Annotated in this window: 8 protein-coding genes; all 8 read right to left on the reverse strand. The window is 66.1% G+C overall.

Going from position 1 to position 17,621, the window contains the following annotated elements; all coding sequences use genetic code 11:
- Window positions 1-34: 34 nt before the first annotated feature.
- On the reverse strand, window positions 35-1,912 hold the full coding sequence (locus tag ACG10_RS11570) for a 4'-phosphopantetheinyl transferase superfamily protein (protein WP_089168323.1): 1,878 nt from the start codon (window positions 1,910-1,912) through the stop codon (window positions 35-37).
- A complete protein-coding gene (locus ACG10_RS11575; RefSeq protein ID WP_089168324.1) occupies window positions 1,909-3,138 on the reverse strand; it encodes a 3-oxoacyl-[acyl-carrier-protein] synthase III C-terminal domain-containing protein in 1,230 nt (409 codons plus the stop codon). Before ACG10_RS11575 ends, ACG10_RS11570 begins: the two co-directional genes overlap by 4 nt.
- A complete protein-coding gene (locus ACG10_RS11580; protein ID WP_089168325.1) occupies window positions 3,135-4,352 on the reverse strand; it encodes a type III polyketide synthase in 1,218 nt (405 codons plus the stop codon). Before ACG10_RS11580 ends, ACG10_RS11575 begins: the two co-directional genes overlap by 4 nt.
- 88 nt (window positions 4,353-4,440) lie before the next feature.
- Window positions 4,441-11,970 (reverse strand): type I polyketide synthase, encoded by a 7,530-nt coding sequence (locus ACG10_RS11585; protein WP_089168326.1) that lies wholly within the window; start codon window positions 11,968-11,970, stop codon window positions 4,441-4,443.
- A gap of 1,284 nt (window positions 11,971-13,254) precedes the next feature.
- Window positions 13,255-15,507: an Orn/Lys/Arg family decarboxylase gene (locus ACG10_RS11590; protein ID WP_089168327.1), complete on the reverse strand. Its 2,253-nt coding sequence runs from the start codon at window positions 15,505-15,507 to the stop codon at window positions 13,255-13,257.
- An 82-nt stretch (window positions 15,508-15,589) separates the two neighbouring features.
- Window positions 15,590-16,324 (reverse strand): DNA polymerase III subunit epsilon, encoded by a 735-nt coding sequence (dnaQ, locus tag ACG10_RS11595; RefSeq protein ID WP_089168328.1) that lies wholly within the window; start codon window positions 16,322-16,324, stop codon window positions 15,590-15,592.
- A gap of 27 nt (window positions 16,325-16,351) precedes the next feature.
- Complete coding sequence (gene rnhA, locus ACG10_RS11600; RefSeq protein WP_089168329.1) at window positions 16,352-16,810, reverse strand: ribonuclease HI; 459 nt, start codon at window positions 16,808-16,810, stop codon at window positions 16,352-16,354.
- Window positions 16,811-17,572 (reverse strand): class I SAM-dependent methyltransferase, encoded by a 762-nt coding sequence (locus tag ACG10_RS11605; protein WP_039803732.1) that lies wholly within the window; start codon window positions 17,570-17,572, stop codon window positions 16,811-16,813.
- Window positions 17,573-17,621: the final 49 nt, after the last annotated feature.

A 17,621-nucleotide genomic window follows, 5' to 3' on the forward strand; every position in this document is an offset into this window, starting at 1 on the left:
CGGCGTATGCCGCAGGACCCGGATACTTCGCCGGTTATCGGCCGGATGCGCCCGCTGTCTCGGTAGCTGCGTAGGCGATGACGAAATTCCCTTCACGCACGCTGTGCACGTTGATCAGCCGATCACTGTCGCGCACCTGGATGATGAAGTTCCCGGCGCCGTCGATGGCGATCGCCTCGAAGCGTTGCGGGGCGCCGTTCACACCGGTGCCCAGCAGCTTTCCGGCGGCCTCCTTGGCGGACCACAGACGGGTGATCCACTCGTCCCGCGCTTCGCCCTCGGTCGCCAGCTCGTCCAGCAGCTCGCGCTCGCCGGCCGTGCTGAAGCTTTCCAGGAAGCCGGCCGCGTGCGGACGGACCTGCTCGATGTCGATGCCCAGCGGTTGCTCGCCGGCGAGCGCCACCGCCCGGTCCTCGCAATGCGCGATGCTGATCCTCGGCAGCCGCGCATGGCCTTCCAGTGCCGCCACCAGCGGCTGGCCGGCCGCATCGCTATCGATGACGAAGGCTGCCGGGTGCAGCATCTCCGACTGCTCGCTGCGGGCGGCGAGCCAGGCGCGCACCGCATCCTTCGCCGCCACCCGGCCGAGCTGCCACTGCTGCTGGCGCGGCGGAACGCCGGCCTTGGCGACGAAGTCCGCCATCTCGTCCAGATGCAGGTAGTGACGCGCCAGCAGCAGCGGGTCGAATCCCTGGGTATCGGCCTTGCTGATCAGGCAGCACTGCACGCCCTTGGCCAGCGACGGCAGCGCGAGAGAACGACTCAGCAGATGCCGGGTCGGCTGGCGGCGGAAATCGAGTACCTGGGCCGGATGGCGGAACTTGATGCTCCCCCACTCCCGCACGCGCAGCCAGACCCCGCCGGAACCGTCCTGGATCTCCACGTTGGCGTACATGGTCATGGTTTCGTCGCGGACGATCTCGATGCGGATCGGCACCCGGGTGCCGGCCGGCGGCGTCGAGCGGTACAGCTCGAGCTTGCCGAAGCCGATCGGCAGCACGTAGCGGTCATGCTGCATCGCCCATACGCCGATGAACTGACCGATCCCGTCGAACAGGGCCGGATCGATCAGCAGCTGGGGCTGGCTGATCGAGCGGAACAGCTCGGTCTGCGGCCGGGTCACCAGGTCCGTCACCGCGCCCTCGTCGGCGATGATGATTTCGCCGGTCAGGCAGTGGAAGCACGGTCCGTGGAACATGTGGCGTTCCCGGTAGATGTCCTCGCCGGTCAGGGGCAGGCGGTAGGGGTTGCTGAAGCTACCGAAGGCCAGGTCGAGATCGACCCGGTAGGCCGTGGAGAACAGCACGGTCGCGGTGGTCGAGGGCATGTCCTGCCCCTCGAGCTGCAGGGCCACGGCGATGCGCCAGACCTGGCCGTCGGCATCGACCTCCTTCACCCGGGCGCTGATGTTCAGCAGCTCGCTGTCGCGGTCGGACACCTCGATCCAGCGGGTGGCCTTGACGTCCTCGAAGCCGATCAGCCCCAGGCCGGGCGCCAGACAGGCCGCCGCCTCGGCCATCACTTCCAGGCTCATGGTCAGCGGCAGCACCGGCATGCAGGCGGAAACCGGCTTGACCCCGGGGGCATGGACGAAGGCGTGATCGGCGAGGTACAGGTCTTCGTCCAGGTGCAGCCGGCGCTGGATCAGCAGCGACTCGCCGGGGGCGTAGGCCAGCACCTGGCCGACGAAGGGCAGACTGCCCTCCTCCAGCGGCTCGGCGGCCGGCCGGACCGCTTCCCGGGCGCGCGTCGATTCGGCTTCGAGTTCCACCTCGGCGACGACCGCCACGGCCTCCTCGACAGGCTCCTCGCTGCGCAGTTCCTCGGCGGACTCCACCTCGTAGACGCGGGCGATCAAGGGCATTTCGCTGTTGGTATCGAGTACCAGATGGGAAAGGCTTGCGCTGCTCATATCTTCTCCAGAACCAGTCCGGTGATGGTCAGGCCCGGCCCGAAGCCGAGGCATACGATACGAGTGCCGACAGTGGCCTCCTCCAGATGCTGCATGAGAATGTGCGGGATCGTGGAGGAAGACATGTTGCCGTGCTCGAAGAAAACGCCCTTGCTGATCGCCACCTGATCCTCGGAGAGGTCCAGCTCCTCCTGGACGTGCTCGACGATCTTCGGCCCGCCCGGATGGACGGCGAAGCTCAGGGCGTCCTTGTCCCGCTCGAAGTCCATGCCGGCACGCCGCAGCAGGTCCACCACGAAGGCCCGTACATGCCGCTTGATGATCACCGGCACCAGAGGCGAGAGGGTCATGACGTACTGGTACGGGCCGGGCACCCCGGTCATGGTGTCGGTCGAGTCCGGCAACAGGTGCTCGCTCATCGCCAGGATGCGCAGGCCGCGCAATCCCTGCCGGCGCAGTTCCTCCTCGGACAGCACCGAGTACTTGATCAGCCCGTCGGAGAACAGGGTCGCCGAGATGATGTTGTCCGCCCGCCATTCGGTGATGTTGTTGTGCGCGGACATCAGCTCGGTGTGCACGATGTCCACCCGGTGCTTGATCGGAGTGACGCCACAGCGCGACGAGACGAGCATGCCATGGGCCATCTTGATCGCCGGGAAGGCGCCGTAGCAGCCCATGGTGTAGCTGTGGGTCACCGTGGTCTCGAACCATTTGCGCCTCGACACCACGTGCTCGACCGGACTCGGCGACAGATAGCCGGTGCAGGTCACGTGGATCAGATCGTCGGGCGCCGGAGCGTCGGCCGCATACATCCGCTCGACCCCTTCCTCGACGACCCTGGCGAAGCTTTCGTGGCGCACCTTGAGGTCCGCACCGCGCGGATCCTTCTTGATGTCGAACAGCCGCAGGTGCGCCTCTTCGGGCTCGGGATCGGCGACATCGAAGTTGCCCTCGCCGAAACGGATGTCGGTCAGCTTCGGAAAGTAGACCAGCTGCCGCTGCTTGATCTGCGCAGGCGACACGGCGTACTTGTCGAACTTCTCCTTGACCGTCTTGTAGACGTCGAGAAAGCTCTCCTCGTCGGTGATGCCGTGGTTCAGGCAGTGGGCCTTGGCGAATGCATAGGCAGTCAGTTCGAGCGTGATGCGCTGGGGAATCGGCTTGGCCATCTGCACCGGCGTGAAGCCGGTCAGGACCGCACCGTTCGGATTGACCATGTCGTTCATATCTTCTCCAGCACCATTCCGGTGACAGTCAGTCCTGGACCGAAACCAAGGCACACGACACGCGTGCCGATATCCACCTCCTCGAGGACCTGCTTGAGGATGTGGGGAACCGTGGCGGAGGACATGTTGCCGTTCTCCAGGAACACGCTCTTGCTGATCGCCACCTGCTCGTCGGCGAGCCCCAGATCCTCCTGGATGTGCTCGACGATCTTCGGCCCGCCCGGGTGAATGGCGAAGGTCAGCTCGCGCTTCTCCCGCTCGAAGTCGATGCCGGCGCGCTCGAGCAGCTTCACCACGAAGTCGCGGACGTGGCGCTTGATGACCACCGGCACCATGGGCGTGAGGGTCATCAGGAACTGGTGCGCCCCCGGAATCCAGGTCATGTCGTCGGCGGAGTCCGGCAGCAGGTGCTCGTTCATCGCCAGAATCCTGAGGCCATGCCCGCCCTGGCGGTGCAGCTCGCCCTCGGACAGCACCGAGTACTTGATCAGCCCGTCGGCGAACAGGGTCATGGTGATGATGTTTTCCGCCCGCGCATCGACGATGTTGTTGTGCGCCGAGAGCAGTTCGGTGTGCACGATGTCCACCCGGTCCTTGATCGGGGTGAGGCCGAAGTGCGACGAGGAAAGCATGCCGTGGGCCATCTTGATCGCCGGGAAGGCGCCGTAGCAGCCCATGTGGTAGCTATGGGTCACCGTGGTCTCGAACCAGCCGCGGTTGGCCGCCATCCGCTCGACCGGACTCGGCGACAGATAGCCCGAGCAGGTCACGTGGATGAGGTCGTCGGGGGCCTCGGCGATGTCCTTGAACATCAGCTCCAGCCCCTGGTCGACGACCTTGGCATAGCTCTCGTGGCGCACCTTGAGGTCCGCACCGCGCGGGTCATCGATCATATCGAACAGCCGCAGATAGGGATGCTCGGGCGGCGTGATCTCGACGTGGCCGTTGGCGAAACGGATATCGGAGACCTTCGGGAAGAAGATCAGCTGGCGCCGTTTGATCTGCGAAGACGACAGGGCGTACTTGTCGAACTTCTCCTTGACCGACTGGTAGACCTGGGCGAAGCCTGCATCGTCCTGACCGACGCCGTTCTTGATGCAGTAGGCGCGGGCGAAGGCGTAGGCCGACAGCTCCAGGGTCAGCGCCTGGGGAACAGGCTTGGCCAGCTGTACGGGGGTGAACCCGGTAAGAACTGCGTTGTGGGGACTGCTCATGGTATTTCCTCCTTGACTGAGCGGGTGCCTCTACAGCGATCCCGCGCGCGAACGCGCGGGAATAACTTCTACCGCGGGCCGTTCCTACCTAGGACTGGCGCCCCGAGTCACGCTTCTTGCGTGCTTGCATCTGCTCGACGATCTGCTCGAGACTCGCCGTGATCACCAGTTCCGTCTCACCGGTGTTGCCCCGCCGGATCTGCTCCAGGCAGTGACGGGTGCCGATAGCCAACGGAATCGGATGAATGTTGCGTTCGGCGTAGAACTTGAGCATCTGGTCCCCGACCATTCCGGACTTCCAGGGACCCCAGTCGATGGCCAGCGCGTGCACGCCGGGCCAGACATGGCCGAGGCTGTCGGCCAGCTTGTTGAGCACTTCGTTGGCCGCGCTGTAGTCGCTCTGCCCCGCATTGCCGAAACGGCCGGCGATGGAGGAGAAGAACAGCACGAACTTCAGGCCGTCCGGACGCAGCCGGCTGGCCAGCACCCGGGCACCGGCGACCTTGGTGTCGTACACCGCGGCGAAGGACTCCAGGGTCTTGTCGCGGATCAGCTTGTCGTCGATGACCCCGGCGCCGTGCAGCACGCCGTCGAGCCGTCCCCACTTCGCGTAGATCCCGTCGATCACCCGGCCGAAGGCCTCGCCGTCGCGCACGTCCACGGCGTGATACTCGACCTTCGCGCCAGTCGCCTCGAGACGCGCCAGGTTGTCGCGGATCTCGCGATCCTTGAGCAGGCGCTTGAAGATCCGGTCCACCTCGGCCGGCTTCACCTTCGCATCCCCCTCGCCGCGCAGCTTTCCGATCAGCACCTGCTTGAGCTTCGCCGGGTCGGCGATGCCGCGGGTGTCCTCGGCTTCCTCCTCCGGCAGCGGACTGCGTCCCGCCAGCACCAGTTGCGGGCGGTACTCCTTGCCCAGGGCGGTGGCGATCTCCGCGGTGATGCCGCCGGCGCCGCCGGTGATCAGCACCACGGCGCCCTCTTCGAGGACCGGCGGGAGTGCCGCACTGCCAGCCGCCTGCAGGCTCAACTCCAGCTGGCAGCGCCCTTCGGCGCCGTAGCCGATTTCCAGCACCGGCGTCTGCGCGGCCCATTCGCCCAGTACCCGCTCGACCATCTCCCCGACCTTGAGGCTCGGCGACAGGTCGATGCACTTGACGTGAGCCTCGTCACCCCACTCCCGCGCCGCCGACTTGGCGACGCCCAGGGTGCCGGCAGACTCGATGGGCAGCTCGCGCGAGCGCTCGAGGCCGAAGCGGCCATCCAGCGCGGTGACGCTGAGCAGCCAGCCGGCACCGTCATGCGTGGCGGCCTTGAGGTCCTGGTCGAAGACCTTGCACAGCAGGAACAGGACCTTGGCCGGGGCGATGGCATCGCCCTCCCCGGCCGGCACGCCGAGCAGGCTGACGAGGGTTCCGATCCGCTCCTCGCCGAGCAGGCCGCGCAGCGCCTGCACCGACTCCAGCGAGGTAGGATCGAACTCGAAGCGCCCATCACCCAGTACGCGATTTTCCTTGCCCGGAACGATCTGCCTCACTACATGCCCGGCCTGGCCGAGGGCGACCCGGAAGGCCGCGGCCAGTTCCGAGTCGGCTCCCACCAGCAGGACCGGCAGAGCGGCTGCGGGCTGCGGACCGGCGACCGCACCCAGGGGCGCGGCGACGGGCTTGACGGTGTAGCAATGCACTACTTGTTCCGGCGCAACGTCTGTTGCGGACTCCGCCGTCTCAGCCGGCAATGCCGACGGCGGAGTCAGTGCTTTTTTTGAGGCTTGGGCCCCTTCCCCGGCAGCCGGGGAACCATGCAGCTTGTCGTACCAGGCGACGATCTCGTTGAGGGTCTTCAGGCCGGTGAGCTCCTCGAACACCGCCTCCTCGTCGCGTCCCTCCATCAGGTTGTGGCGATCCTTGAGCTGGCTCAGGACCTCGATGCGCTTGATCGAGTCGATGCCCAGGTCGGCTTCCATGTGGGCATCCAGGTCGAGCATGTCCTCCGGATAGCCGGTGCGCTCGGAAACCGCCAGCAGCAGATCGGCCTTGAACGCCTCGGTGGAGGCCACGCCGGCGGGAGCGGCGGACTTGGCGGCTGGAGCAGCCGGAGCGGCTGCGGCGACCGCCAGCTTCGGCGCCTCGGTACGCACCTCGCTGCGCTGGACCGAGCCCTCGATGGTGGCGACCTGTGGCTCGCGGCCGACCGGCAGAGCGGCGGCGTGCAGCGACAGCACCTGGGCCGGCAGTACCGGCGCCGGTGCCGGCGCCAGCCCGGCCTGGGAGACTACCTGCAGGCTGGGACGCGGCTCGCCGACGCTTGCCAGGTCAGCCCCTGCGAGGCTGCTCTGGAAATCGAGGAACCGACGCAGCGTGTCCTGCTGGTCGCGTTGCAGTGCGATGAACTGCGCGATGACTTCCTGAACGTGTGCGACGTTTAACAGCGATGGGGCCTCCATCTCTGCCGGGAGATCCCCCGTACGCAGCGTGTTGTCGTTTGCCATGCTGAACCTCCGTTGTGGCGCGTGGCGGTTGACGTTGACCGGAATGACTGCCGGTCGGGCGAAAGAGACATGGGCGACGGTCGAAGTGCTCGCGACCGGCTGTGCCTGGGGCCTGGGCGCTGCCGCCGGCAGCGGGCTGGGCGCGCTGGCCGGACTCGTCGGCGCGGCGGCGGCCGGCGCCTGGATGATTGCCGGACGGGCCTTGGCCGGCGCATTCCAGGGTACCGCGTGGGCACCGTCGACACGCCAGATCATCGGACCGGGCACGGCCCTGGCCTTGGCGCGGGCGAACACCTCCGCCACCGCCAGCGCCGCGTAGCCACGCCCCATGAACCAGCGGCCCAGTTCCAGCGGCAGGCCGAGGACGAACAGCTGGCCGAACACGTGGGCGAGCTGCACCCAGCCGCCACGTCCGGGCACCTCGATGCCCAGCGCGGTGTGCGGGCGATCGGCGAGGATGCGGTCGACCAGTCCGGTCAGCACCAGCCCAGGGCCAGCCTCGACGAAGATCCGCGCGCCGGCGTCGTACAGCTGGTTGATCTCCTTGACGAAGTGCACCGGCTCGGTCATGTGCTCGACCAGCAGGGCGCGCATGGCCTCGGGGTCTTCCGGATAGGCAGTACCGGTGGTGTTGCTGAACACCGGCACCTGGGCCGGCTTGAACTCGACCTTCGCCAGTTCGGCCGCCAGCCCCTCGCGCGCACTGGCCATCGCCGGCGAGTGGAAGGCGGCGCTGACCGGCAGCACCTTGACCCGCAGCGACTCGTTGCCCAGCACCCTGGCTGCCGCCTCGATGGCCTCCATCGAACCGGCGACGATGGTCTGGTCGGCGGCATTCAGGTTGGCCAGGGTGACGTTCAGGCCGTGCTGCTCGATCAGCGCGCGGACGCGGGCCTCGTCGGCATCGATTGCCGCCATGGCCCCCGGATTGCGCCGGCCGGCCTCGCCGGCGAGCCGGCCGCGGGCCTCCGACAGGCGGATGAAGTCATCCAGGCCGATCACCCCGGCGGCATGCAGGGCGACATACTCGCCATAGCTGTGCCCGGCGACGAAGTCCGGTTTGAGCCCGTAGTCACCCAGCACCCTGAGCGCAGCGCTGTCGATCACCCCGAGTGCCGGCTGGGCGACCTGGGTCGCATTCAGCGCGGTCTGCTGGCGGGCGCGCTCCTCGTCGCTGAACACCGGCACCGGATAGATGTAGCGCGACAAGGGCTGCTCCAGACGGTCGGCGAGCAGCACGTCGGCGCGCTCGAACAGGCCATGCAGCTCGGGCAGGGAAGTCGTCAGGTCGGCCAGCATGTTGACGCGCTGCGAGCCCTGGCCGGGGAACACGAAGCAGACGCCGCCGGTGGTTTCCGGCCCCTCGCGGAAGAACACGCCCTGCGGATACTTCACTTCGCTCTCGCGGCCCTGCAGTGCCTTCAGGGCCAGCTCCAGCTTGGCCTTGAGGTCCGAGCCGGAGCTGGCGACCAGCGCCAGCCGGCAGTTGCCGGCGCGGGCCGCGCCCTGCTCCAGGTGCAGCGCATAGGCGAGCTGGGCGACATCGATCTGCTCGGGATGCTCCAGCGCATCGAGCAGGCGCTGCACCTGTTCGCGCACCTGCGCGCGGTCCTGTCCGCGGAAGGTGAAGGGCTCGGCATCGCGCGGATGCAGATCGACGACATCGCTGTCGCGGTAGGCGCCGGTGTACTCCTCCAGCACCACATGGAAGTTGGTGCCGCCGAAACCGAAGGCGCTGACCCCGGCGCGCCGCGGATGGTCCGTGGCGTTCAGCCAGGGACGGGTTTCGGTGTTGACGAAGAACGGCGAACGGCTGAAGTCGATCTTCGAGTTCGGCGTTTCGACGCCGATGGTCGGCGGCAGCACGCGCTGCTTGAGCGCCAGCGCGGTCTTCATCATCGCCGCCAGGCCGGCGGAGACCTTGGTGTGGCCGATCATCGACTTGACCGAGCCCACGGCGCAGGACTGCCTGGCCATGTCGGTCTTGCCGAAGGCTAGGTTGAGCGATTCGATCTCCGACTTGTCGCCCAGCGCGGTGCCGGTGCCGTGGGCCTCGATCAGGCCGATGCTGGTCGGATCGACCGCGGCATCCTCGTAGGCGCGCTGCAGGGCGGTGACCTGACCCTGCGGATGGGGTGCGGTGAGGCTGCGGTTGCGGCCGTCACTGGAGGCGCCGATGCCCTTGATCACCGCGTAGATGCGGTCGCCGTCGCGCTCGGCGTCGCCCAGCCGCTTGAGCACCAGGGCCACCACGCCCTCGCCCAGGGCGATGCCGTCGGCGCTGTCGTCGAACGGACGGCTGCGCCCGCGCGGCGACAGGGCGTGGGTCTGGGCGAAGCAGAGGAAGCCGATCGGGTTGTTGGTGGCATCCACCGAGCCGACCACGGCGACGTCGGCGTCATGGCTGCGCAGCTGGCGGATGCCCACGTCGAGGGCCGCCAGCGACGAGGCGCAGGCCGCGTCGACGATGTAGTTGGTGCCGCGCAGGTCGAAACGGTTGGCGATCCGCCCGGCGATGACGTTCTCCAGAATGCCGGGGAAGGAATCCTCGGTCCACTTGGGCAGGTCCTGCTCGTAGAGCGCCTCCATCAGTTGCTTGGCGGCGGTTTCCGGCAGTCCCTCGATCCGCGGCAGGTAATGGCTGAGCAGGCCGCGGAAGATGTAGTCGCAGCCCAGCTCGTTCATCCCGCCGGCGGCGAAGATGGTCGCGGTGCGGTCCTTGGCGAACGAGCGGCGGTCGAAACCGGCGTCGGCCAGGGCCTGGCGCACCACGTCGAGGGCCAGCAGTTGCACCGGCTCGATCGATTTCAGGCTGGCCGGAGGGATGCCGTACAGGGACGGATCGAACTGGATGTCGTCCATGAAGCCGCCCCACTTCGAATACACCTTGTCGGGCGTGCCGCGCTTGGGATCGAAGAAGTCCTCGGGGCGCCAGCGCTCCTCGCTCACCTCGCGGATCGCATTGACCCGGTGGAGGATGTTCTGCCAGTAGGTGCGCAGGTCGTTGCCGCCGGGCAGCAGGCCGGCCATGCCGACGATGGCGATGTCGCTTTCCGCCGCCACGCGCTTGGCCGCGCGCTTGCGCGGCAGACGCTGGTCGAGCTGGGCCAGCACCCCGCCGCAGCCTACCGATACCGCGCTGTGCAGCTCCGCAATGCTCAGCGCCTTGGAACGCAGGCGGGCGACTTCGCCGAGCATGTACATGCCCTCGCGGCGCTGGTCCTCGGGGGGAATCTGCACGTAGCGGGAGGCTGCCGAACGGTCGGGGTTCTGGCTGATGCCCTTGGAGGCTATGCGCAGGCGGCCGATGTTGAACAGCTCCAGCACCTTGAGGACCTTCTCCGGGGTCTCCAGGGCGAGCAGCATGTCGCGCCGGGTGCGGTTGAACTCGTCGCAGAAGGGGGTCACCGCGCAGCGGGTGTACATGCCCTTGCCGGATTGCAGCAGGGTGGTTTCCTTGCAGGCGATGGCCTGGGACTGGAACTCCGGCAGGATCGCGCCGCTGTTGACGATCTCGTGGGTGAACAGGTAGGCGGTGCCCATGATCACGCCGATCTTCATGCCGCGCTCGACCAGCGGCGCCGCCAGGGCGGAAACCATCGCCGCCGACAGTTCGTCGTGGATGCCGCCGGCGAACAGGACCTGGACCGCCTCGGGATCATTGATCTCGACCGAGCTCAGGGTCTCGATGGCCGACTCCCAGAGGATGAAACTGCTCAGCGGGCCGGTATGGCCGCCGCACTCGCCGCCCTCGAAGATGAACTTGCGCGCGCCGTCCTTGATGAAGCCCTTGAGCAGCCCTGGCGACGGCACGTGCAGGTAGGTGCTGATGCCGATGGACTCCAGCTCGCGGGCCTGGCCGGGACGGCCGCCAGCGATCAGCGCGAAGCGCGGCTTGATCTGGCGGACCACCTCGAGCTGGGCCTGGCGCAGCTCCAGCGGCATGAATCCCAGGATGCCGACCCCCCAGGGCTGGTCGCCGAGCAGTTCCTTGGTCTTGGTTAGCAGGGTCTGCACCTGATCCTGGCGCATCACCGACAGGGCGATGAACGGCAGGCCGCCGCCATCGGCCACCGCCTTGGCGAAACCGTCGACGTCGCTGACCCGGGTCATCGGGCCCTGGACGATCGGATAGCGGGTGCCGTGCAGCTGCGCCAGCGGGGAATCCGGACCCAGCGCCTGCTGCGCGCGGGCACCGCGCAGGGCCTGCTCGGTGCCGGTCGCGAGCGCGGCGAGAATGCGCCCGACGGTGCCATGGCGACGCGCCAGGGCGGCGGCCAGGGCGATGTCCTCGCCCATCGGCACCAGCGGGGCATCCACCTGGGCGAGGGACTGGAGCAGCAGTGCCTCCCAGGGCTCGTCCTTGATCACCGCCTGCTCGAGTTCGTCGAGCCGTTCGCGGGCACCGCGGCCAAAGAGACGGAACGAGCGCTGTTCCGGGCCGATCAGCAGGGTTTCGCTGCCATCCAGCGCAGCCCAGGCGCGGGCCTGCGAGGTGCCGATGAAGGGGCTTTCGTCGGCCAGCCAGAGCTGCTCGCAGAGCACCACGCCGGACGCGCCGGCGAGCACCGCGGCGGCCGCGGTGTGGGTACCCATGCCGCCCTGCACCCAGTAGGGGATGTTGACCCGGCCGTGCAGTTCCTGGAGGAGGATGAAGCTCGAATGGCGACTGACCCAGCCACCGGACTCGTGTCCCTTGAGGATCAGCCCGTCGCAGCCGGAGGCTTCCGCGGCCAGCGCCGAGGGCAGGTCCCAGACCTCGACGAAGATCTTGCGGGCCAGGCGCTTGATCTTCTTCTTCAGCGCGGCCAGCTCCTTGGGCTGCATGCCGGTGAATACCAGATCATCCGGCTTGAGACCGGCGAGCACCAGGATCGGCACGCGCTGGGGGATGAATTCGGCCAGTTGCTCGAGGCCGCGCTCGGCGGAGCCGAGGGTATCCCAGCGGATCCCCCACTGGGCGTTCGGCCCGGCGCTGGCGGCCAGGCCCTCGATGGCTGTCCGGGTGGCTTCCGGATCGTTGTGACAGCCCAGGTCGAGGATTCCGATTTCCCCGGCACGACAGGCAGCAATCGCAATCTTGGAGTCGAGATATCCAGCGGGAGTTATTGCAATATGACTAGCCATTTGATCATCCTGCTCTCAAAAAGATGCACCTTTCGGCGCAAGCTTTTGTTCCTTGTTCGAGCGCTTCACACGCAGTGCTCGCGTTCGGCTGGCATGGCCCCCCGACTACCCTGGAAAGCGGGAAATGCCATTCAATTGACATCACCCGAAGGCCAACCGAGTTCTCGATGGAGAGGCGGCATTCGCGTCTCGCCCCTGCAAGCAAAGTAGCCTCTGGCCATCAGGCATGTGGTAGCAACATGCTTGGTTTTCACATTACTGGCAAAACAAAGCGTACTCTGAATTCCCGGTAATTCATTCCGAACAAAACAGGAAAGTGAATCCCGAATCCAAATCGAATTTTCACAAATCAGCAGAGGCTCTTTGATATCATCACGCCGCAGACACCATCATATGAAACACGCACATTTTTGCATGGCATAAAAAAACGAAAGCAAAACGGGAATGTCGAAAAATTACGCCAAGACCGGCACGAGCAAAAACTGCATGGCATGCCAACCAAGGCATCGCACCTTGAAAAGCCAGCAGCGAGATCCTGGCAATGCAGGCCGAGCGGCCTAAAGAAATACAAAATAAGATATATGTTTTTGATTTTTATATTCTTTCAGATAACCAACAAGCATAGCTCCAGTTGCACACTGCATACATCAATGCATGAATACGCCTTTAAAAAATACACAGCCTCATCAAAACCAAAAAGCCAAATCACTGAATACCCAACAAAACGAGGCAGCAAATACTTTTATAAAAAGTATTTTGCGATGCAATAGCATATAAAAAAACCATTAAAAATATTTTATCACAACAATGATATCAGCAAATTGCCACCAACAGACCAGATCGCCATCACTCAACACAGGACATCTGCCCGCATTAAACCAACAGAGAAACTCCAGAAACCGATAGAGGCCGATACCAAAGCAGGAAAAGTTATCCGAAACAATCCACACAAGAACTTCGCCGCTCATCGAAACACAATAAAATCAAAATGCCACCTGCTCTGTTTTTCAAGATTTTTTTCGGCCGATCGGGAAACAGTTGTGCGCTCGCCCCCGCAACCCCTGGCAATCGCCTGCGCGACGACATATTCGAAACGGCAACAGGCAAATTGATGGCACTCCGGTTATAGCGGAAGACTCGAACAAGTTCTGGAAAGCGGCTGTATATATGAGCGCAGATTATCGAAAAGCATTGTCGGCGCAATAGCGCGAAACCGGCCAAAGACGCGTGCCAGGCGCATCGAGGCCAACCGCGGCCGTCTGGCCGCGGAGGATGAAGGGGGCATCAGCGCAGGCAGTCGACCGTGTAGATGCGCCCCTGCGGGCCGTCCTCATGCTGCAGGCCATGCATATCTAGGCCGAATCCCGGAAAGCGCGCATCGAAAGCACGGGTGGAATGCAGGTAATCGACGATCGCCCGGGTGGTCCGGGTAAAGCGCTCACCCGGCATGATCAACGGAATGCCGGGCGGATAAGGCACCAGCATCACCGCCGCGATACGCCCCTCGAGGTGCTCGATGGGCACCGCCTCGACCTCGCCACGCACCAGCTTGTCGTAGGCGTCCGCGGGCTTGAGGGCGACTTCCGGCAGCAGGCTGTACATGTGCTTGAGCGCCTTGGCCCGTGCGCTTTGCCGGTTGAAGTCGTGCAACTGGTCGCACAGGTCGCGCAGCCCCATGCCGGCATAGCGGGCTCCGCCGGCATGGGCGATGGACGGCAGCACCTGCTCCAGCGGCAGGTTGGCGTCGTAGCAGCGCTTGAACTCCAGCAGTTCGGTCAGCAGGGTGCTCCATTTGCCCTTGGTGATCCCCATCGAAAACAGCACGAGGAAGGAATACAAGCCGGTTTTTTCCACCACCAGTCCGCGTTCCCAGAGGAAGCGGCCGACCACCACCGCCGGAATGCCCTGCCCGGCAGGCTGGCCGCCGGCATCCAGCCCCGGCGTCACCAGGGTGACCTTGATCGGGTCGAGCAGCACATAGTCCTCGGGCAGGGCGCCGAAGCCATGCCAATCGGCCGCCGGGGTCAGCAGCCAGTCGGCGGCAGAGCCCTGCTCGCCGGCCGCGCCGAGCGGCGGCTGCCAGATGTCGAACCACCAGTCGTCCGGCGCCAGGCTCTGGCGCAGCTTGGCCAGGGCGCGGCGGAAGCTGAGCGCCTCGTCGAAGGTTTCCTGGATCAGCGAGCGACCGGCCGGCCCCTCCATCATCGCCGAGGCGACATCCAGCGAGGCGAGGATGCCGTACTGCGGCGAGGTGGAGATGTGCATCATGAAGGCTTCGTTGAAACGGTCGCGGTCCAGCTGGCGGCGTCCGCCATCCTGCACGTGGATCATCGAGGCCTGGCTGAAGGCGGCCAGCAGCTTGTGGGTGGAGTGGGTGCTGAACACCAGCGGGCTGTCCGCCGAGCGCGTGGTGCCCATGCCGTAGCGCCCCACATAGAATTCGTGGAAGGCGGCGTAGGCGAACCAGGCCTCGTCGAAGTGCAGCACCTCGACGGCATCGCCCAGAGTCTGCTTGATCAGCTCGGCGTTGTAGCAGAGGCCGTCATAGGTGGAATTGGTCACTACTGCGAGCTTCACCCGGGGCTCGCGGCCGCGGGCCAGGGGATTGGCGGCGATCTTCGCGGCGATCGACTCGCGGCTGAACTCGCTGAGCGGAATCGGCCCGATGATGCCCAGTTCGTTGCGCTCCGGCAGCAGATAGAGGGGAATCGCCCCGGTCATGACGATGGCGTGGACGATCGACTTGTGGCAGTTGCGGTCGACCAGCACCAGGTCGTCGCGGGCGACCATCGAGTGCCAGACGATCTTGTTGGCGGTCGAGGTGCCATTGATCACGAAAAAGGTGTGATCGGCGCCGAAATTGCGCGCCGCCCGAGCTTCCGCCTCGGCCAGCGGGCCGGTGTGGTCGAGCAGCGAGCCGAGCTCCGGCACGGACACCGAGAGATCGGAACGCAGGGTGTTCTCGCCGAAGAACTGGTGGAAGGCCTGGCCCACCGGACTCTTGCGGTAGGCCACGCCGCCGCCGTGGCCGGGCGTGTGCCAGGAATAGTTGGACTGCAGGGTGTGCTCGACCAGCGCGCTGAAGAACGGCGGCAGCAGCCCGGCCAGGTAGTTGCGGGCGGCGCGGGCGACTTGGCGGGCGAGGAAGGGCACGGTGTCCTCGAACAGATAGAGGATGCCGCGCAGCTGGTTGAGGTCGGCCATCGCCTCGGCCGGGGCGTTCTCGATGGTGACCTGCTCGCCAAGGGCGAAGATCGGCAGCTGCGGGGCGCGCGAGCGGGCGATGCGGATCAGCTCGAGCATGTCCTGCAACAGACGCTGGTTTTCCCCCGCCCCCTCGGCGGCGACCAGGACGCAGGCCAGGCCGTGGTGGGTCGAAGCGACGATCCGCCCCTCGCTGGAGGTGGCGGTGGAAAGGATGCTGAAGCCGCTCTGCTCCAGCTCCCGGGCGATCGCCCGCACGCGCTCGCCGGCGATGCTGTCGGCCTTGATATCGCGGTGGACGATGAGAATCGGGAAATTGAGGTCTTTGTACACGATCCGTGTCCTGAGGGAATTCGCCCTCAGGATAAGCCAGAGCGCCGGCCGGAAGCTGCCACGGCCACGCCGGAAATCGCGGCTACTGCTGCTGCGCCTGCTCCATCTGCAGCCATAGCGCCGGGCCGCCGGCGGCCTTCTCGATCGCCGCCAGCCGCTCGGCATGGGCGGCCAGCTCCGGCTCGCTGGCGCGGATCACCCGGGTGCGCGGACGATCCGGCGGCAGGCGGCGGATCACCGAAGCCTGGGCCCGTCCGCCGTCCTCGCTGCCATCGCCGGCCAGCGACAGGTGCGTCTGCCCGCCGGTCATGGCCAGCCAGACGTCGGCGAGAATCTCGGCGTCGAGCAGTGCGCCGTGCAGCTCGCGGTTGGAGTTGTCGACGTCGTAGCGCTTGCACAGGGCGTCGAGGCTGTTGCGCTGGCCGGGGTGGCGCTCGCGGGCCATCAGCAGGGTGTCGAGCACCGAGCAGTGGGCGACGATGTCGGCACGCTCCGTCTGGCCCAGCAGGGCGAACTCGTTGTCGATGAAGCCGATGTCGAACGCCGCGTTGTGGATGATCAGCTGGGTGCCCTTGATGAACTCGAAGAACTCGTCGGCCACATCGGCGAAGCGCGGCTTGTCGGCGAGAAACTCGTTGGTGATGCCGTGTACCGCGATGGCGCCCTCGTCCACGACGCGGTCCGGCTGAAGATAGACGTGGAAATGCCGCCCGGTGAGGCGGCGGCCCTGCAGTTCGACGCAACCGATCTCGATGATCCGGTGGCCTTCGGTCACCGGCATGCCGGTGGTTTCGGTATCCAGTACGACGCTGCGCATGTTCTATCGGTATCTTCAGGAAAGTGTCTAGACGCTGTGCTTCTTCTGCGCCCGGGCGTCGGCGACGCCACGGTTGGCCAGCAGGTCGGCGCGTTCGTTGCCGGGATGGCCGGTATGCCCGCGCACCCAGCTCCAGCTGACCTGATGGCGGTTGACCTGCTCGTCGAGCTGCTGCCAGAGATCGGCGTTCTTCACCGGCTGGCGCGCGGCGGTCTTCCAGCCGCGCTTCTTCCAGTTCGGCAGCCACTCCTGGATGCCACGCATCACGTACTCGGAGTCGGTGGTCAGCTGCACCTCGCAGGACCGCTTGAGCTCGGCCAGCGCGCGGATCGCCGCGGTCAGCTCCATGCGGTTGTTGGTGGTTTCCGCCTCGCCGCCCCAGAGCTCACGCTCGACGCCGCGGCAGACCAGCAGCGCGCCCCAGCCCCCGGGACCGGGATTACCCTTGCAGGCACCATCGGTATAGATTTCGACCTTGTCGCTCACTCAGGCTCCATGTTCAGACTCGCGCCGGCTGACCTTGACCACCGGCAGCGGCAGCAGCTTGCCGATGGGTTCCCGGCGCGTCTGCGGCAGCGGCCGCAGGCCGACCACCAGCTTGCGCACCACCAGCAGGTAGAAGCCGCCGCCCGGCATCCGCCAGGACTCGCCCCAGGGTTCCAGACGCGCGGTGCGGGATTGCCAGACGCTGGATGAAAGCGGCGGACGATAGCATCCGAAGCGGCGTTTCTCCAGCGCGAAGCCGAGCAGCGCCAGCCAGTCGCCGACCCGACTGGGACCGATGCAGCGGGCCTGACGCAGGACATCGCCGGCGAAATGGCGGCGCAGCCCCCAGAGACTGCGCGGATTGATGCCGACCACCAGCAGATGGCCGCCAGGACGCACGCTGCGCGCCGCCTCGCGCAGCAGCGCATGGGGCGACAGGCTGAAGTCCAGGGCATGCTGCAGCACCACCACGTCGGCGGCGTGCTCGGCCAGCGGCCAGGCCTGCTCCTCGCAGACGATCTGCACCCCCGGCAAGGGCGCCCCCAGGCGCACGCAGCAGCGGATCTGCCCCGCCCCCTCGAAGTCGCCCGGCGGACCGTAGTGCACCAGATAGCCGCCGAAGAAGCGCGCCAGTTCCTCCTTGAGCAGACGCCGCTCTTCCTGCAGCATCTGCTCTCCCAGAGGCGTGGCGAACCAGTCGCGGGCGTCGCTCATCAGCGACAGCCACTGGGGATCGGCGTGGGCGAAGGGTTGGTCGGTCATGAAGGCTCCCTGCGTGCATACGCTCGGTCTAAGATGAAACGGATTCTTT

Origin of the sequence: Azotobacter chroococcum, assembly GCF_002220155.1 — a bacterium.
In the GTDB taxonomy this organism is placed as follows: Bacteria; Pseudomonadota; Gammaproteobacteria; order Pseudomonadales; family Pseudomonadaceae; genus Azotobacter; species Azotobacter chroococcum.

Coding starts and splice junctions, on each gene's coding strand:
- ACG10_RS11570 (WP_089168323.1), bottom strand. CDS start 1,912: ATGAGCAGCGCAAGCCTTTCCCATCTGGTACTCGATACCAACAGCGAA.
- ACG10_RS11575 (WP_089168324.1), bottom strand. CDS start 3,138: ATGAACGACATGGTCAATCCGAACGGTGCGGTCCTGACCGGCTTCACG.
- ACG10_RS11580 (WP_089168325.1), bottom strand. CDS start 4,352: ATGAGCAGTCCCCACAACGCAGTTCTTACCGGGTTCACCCCCGTACAG.
- ACG10_RS11585 (WP_089168326.1), bottom strand. CDS start 11,970: ATGGCTAGTCATATTGCAATAACTCCCGCTGGATATCTCGACTCCAAG.
- dnaQ (WP_089168328.1), bottom strand. CDS start 16,324: ATGCGCAGCGTCGTACTGGATACCGAAACCACCGGCATGCCGGTGACC.
- ACG10_RS11605 (WP_039803732.1), bottom strand. CDS start 17,572: ATGACCGACCAACCCTTCGCCCACGCCGATCCCCAGTGGCTGTCGCTG.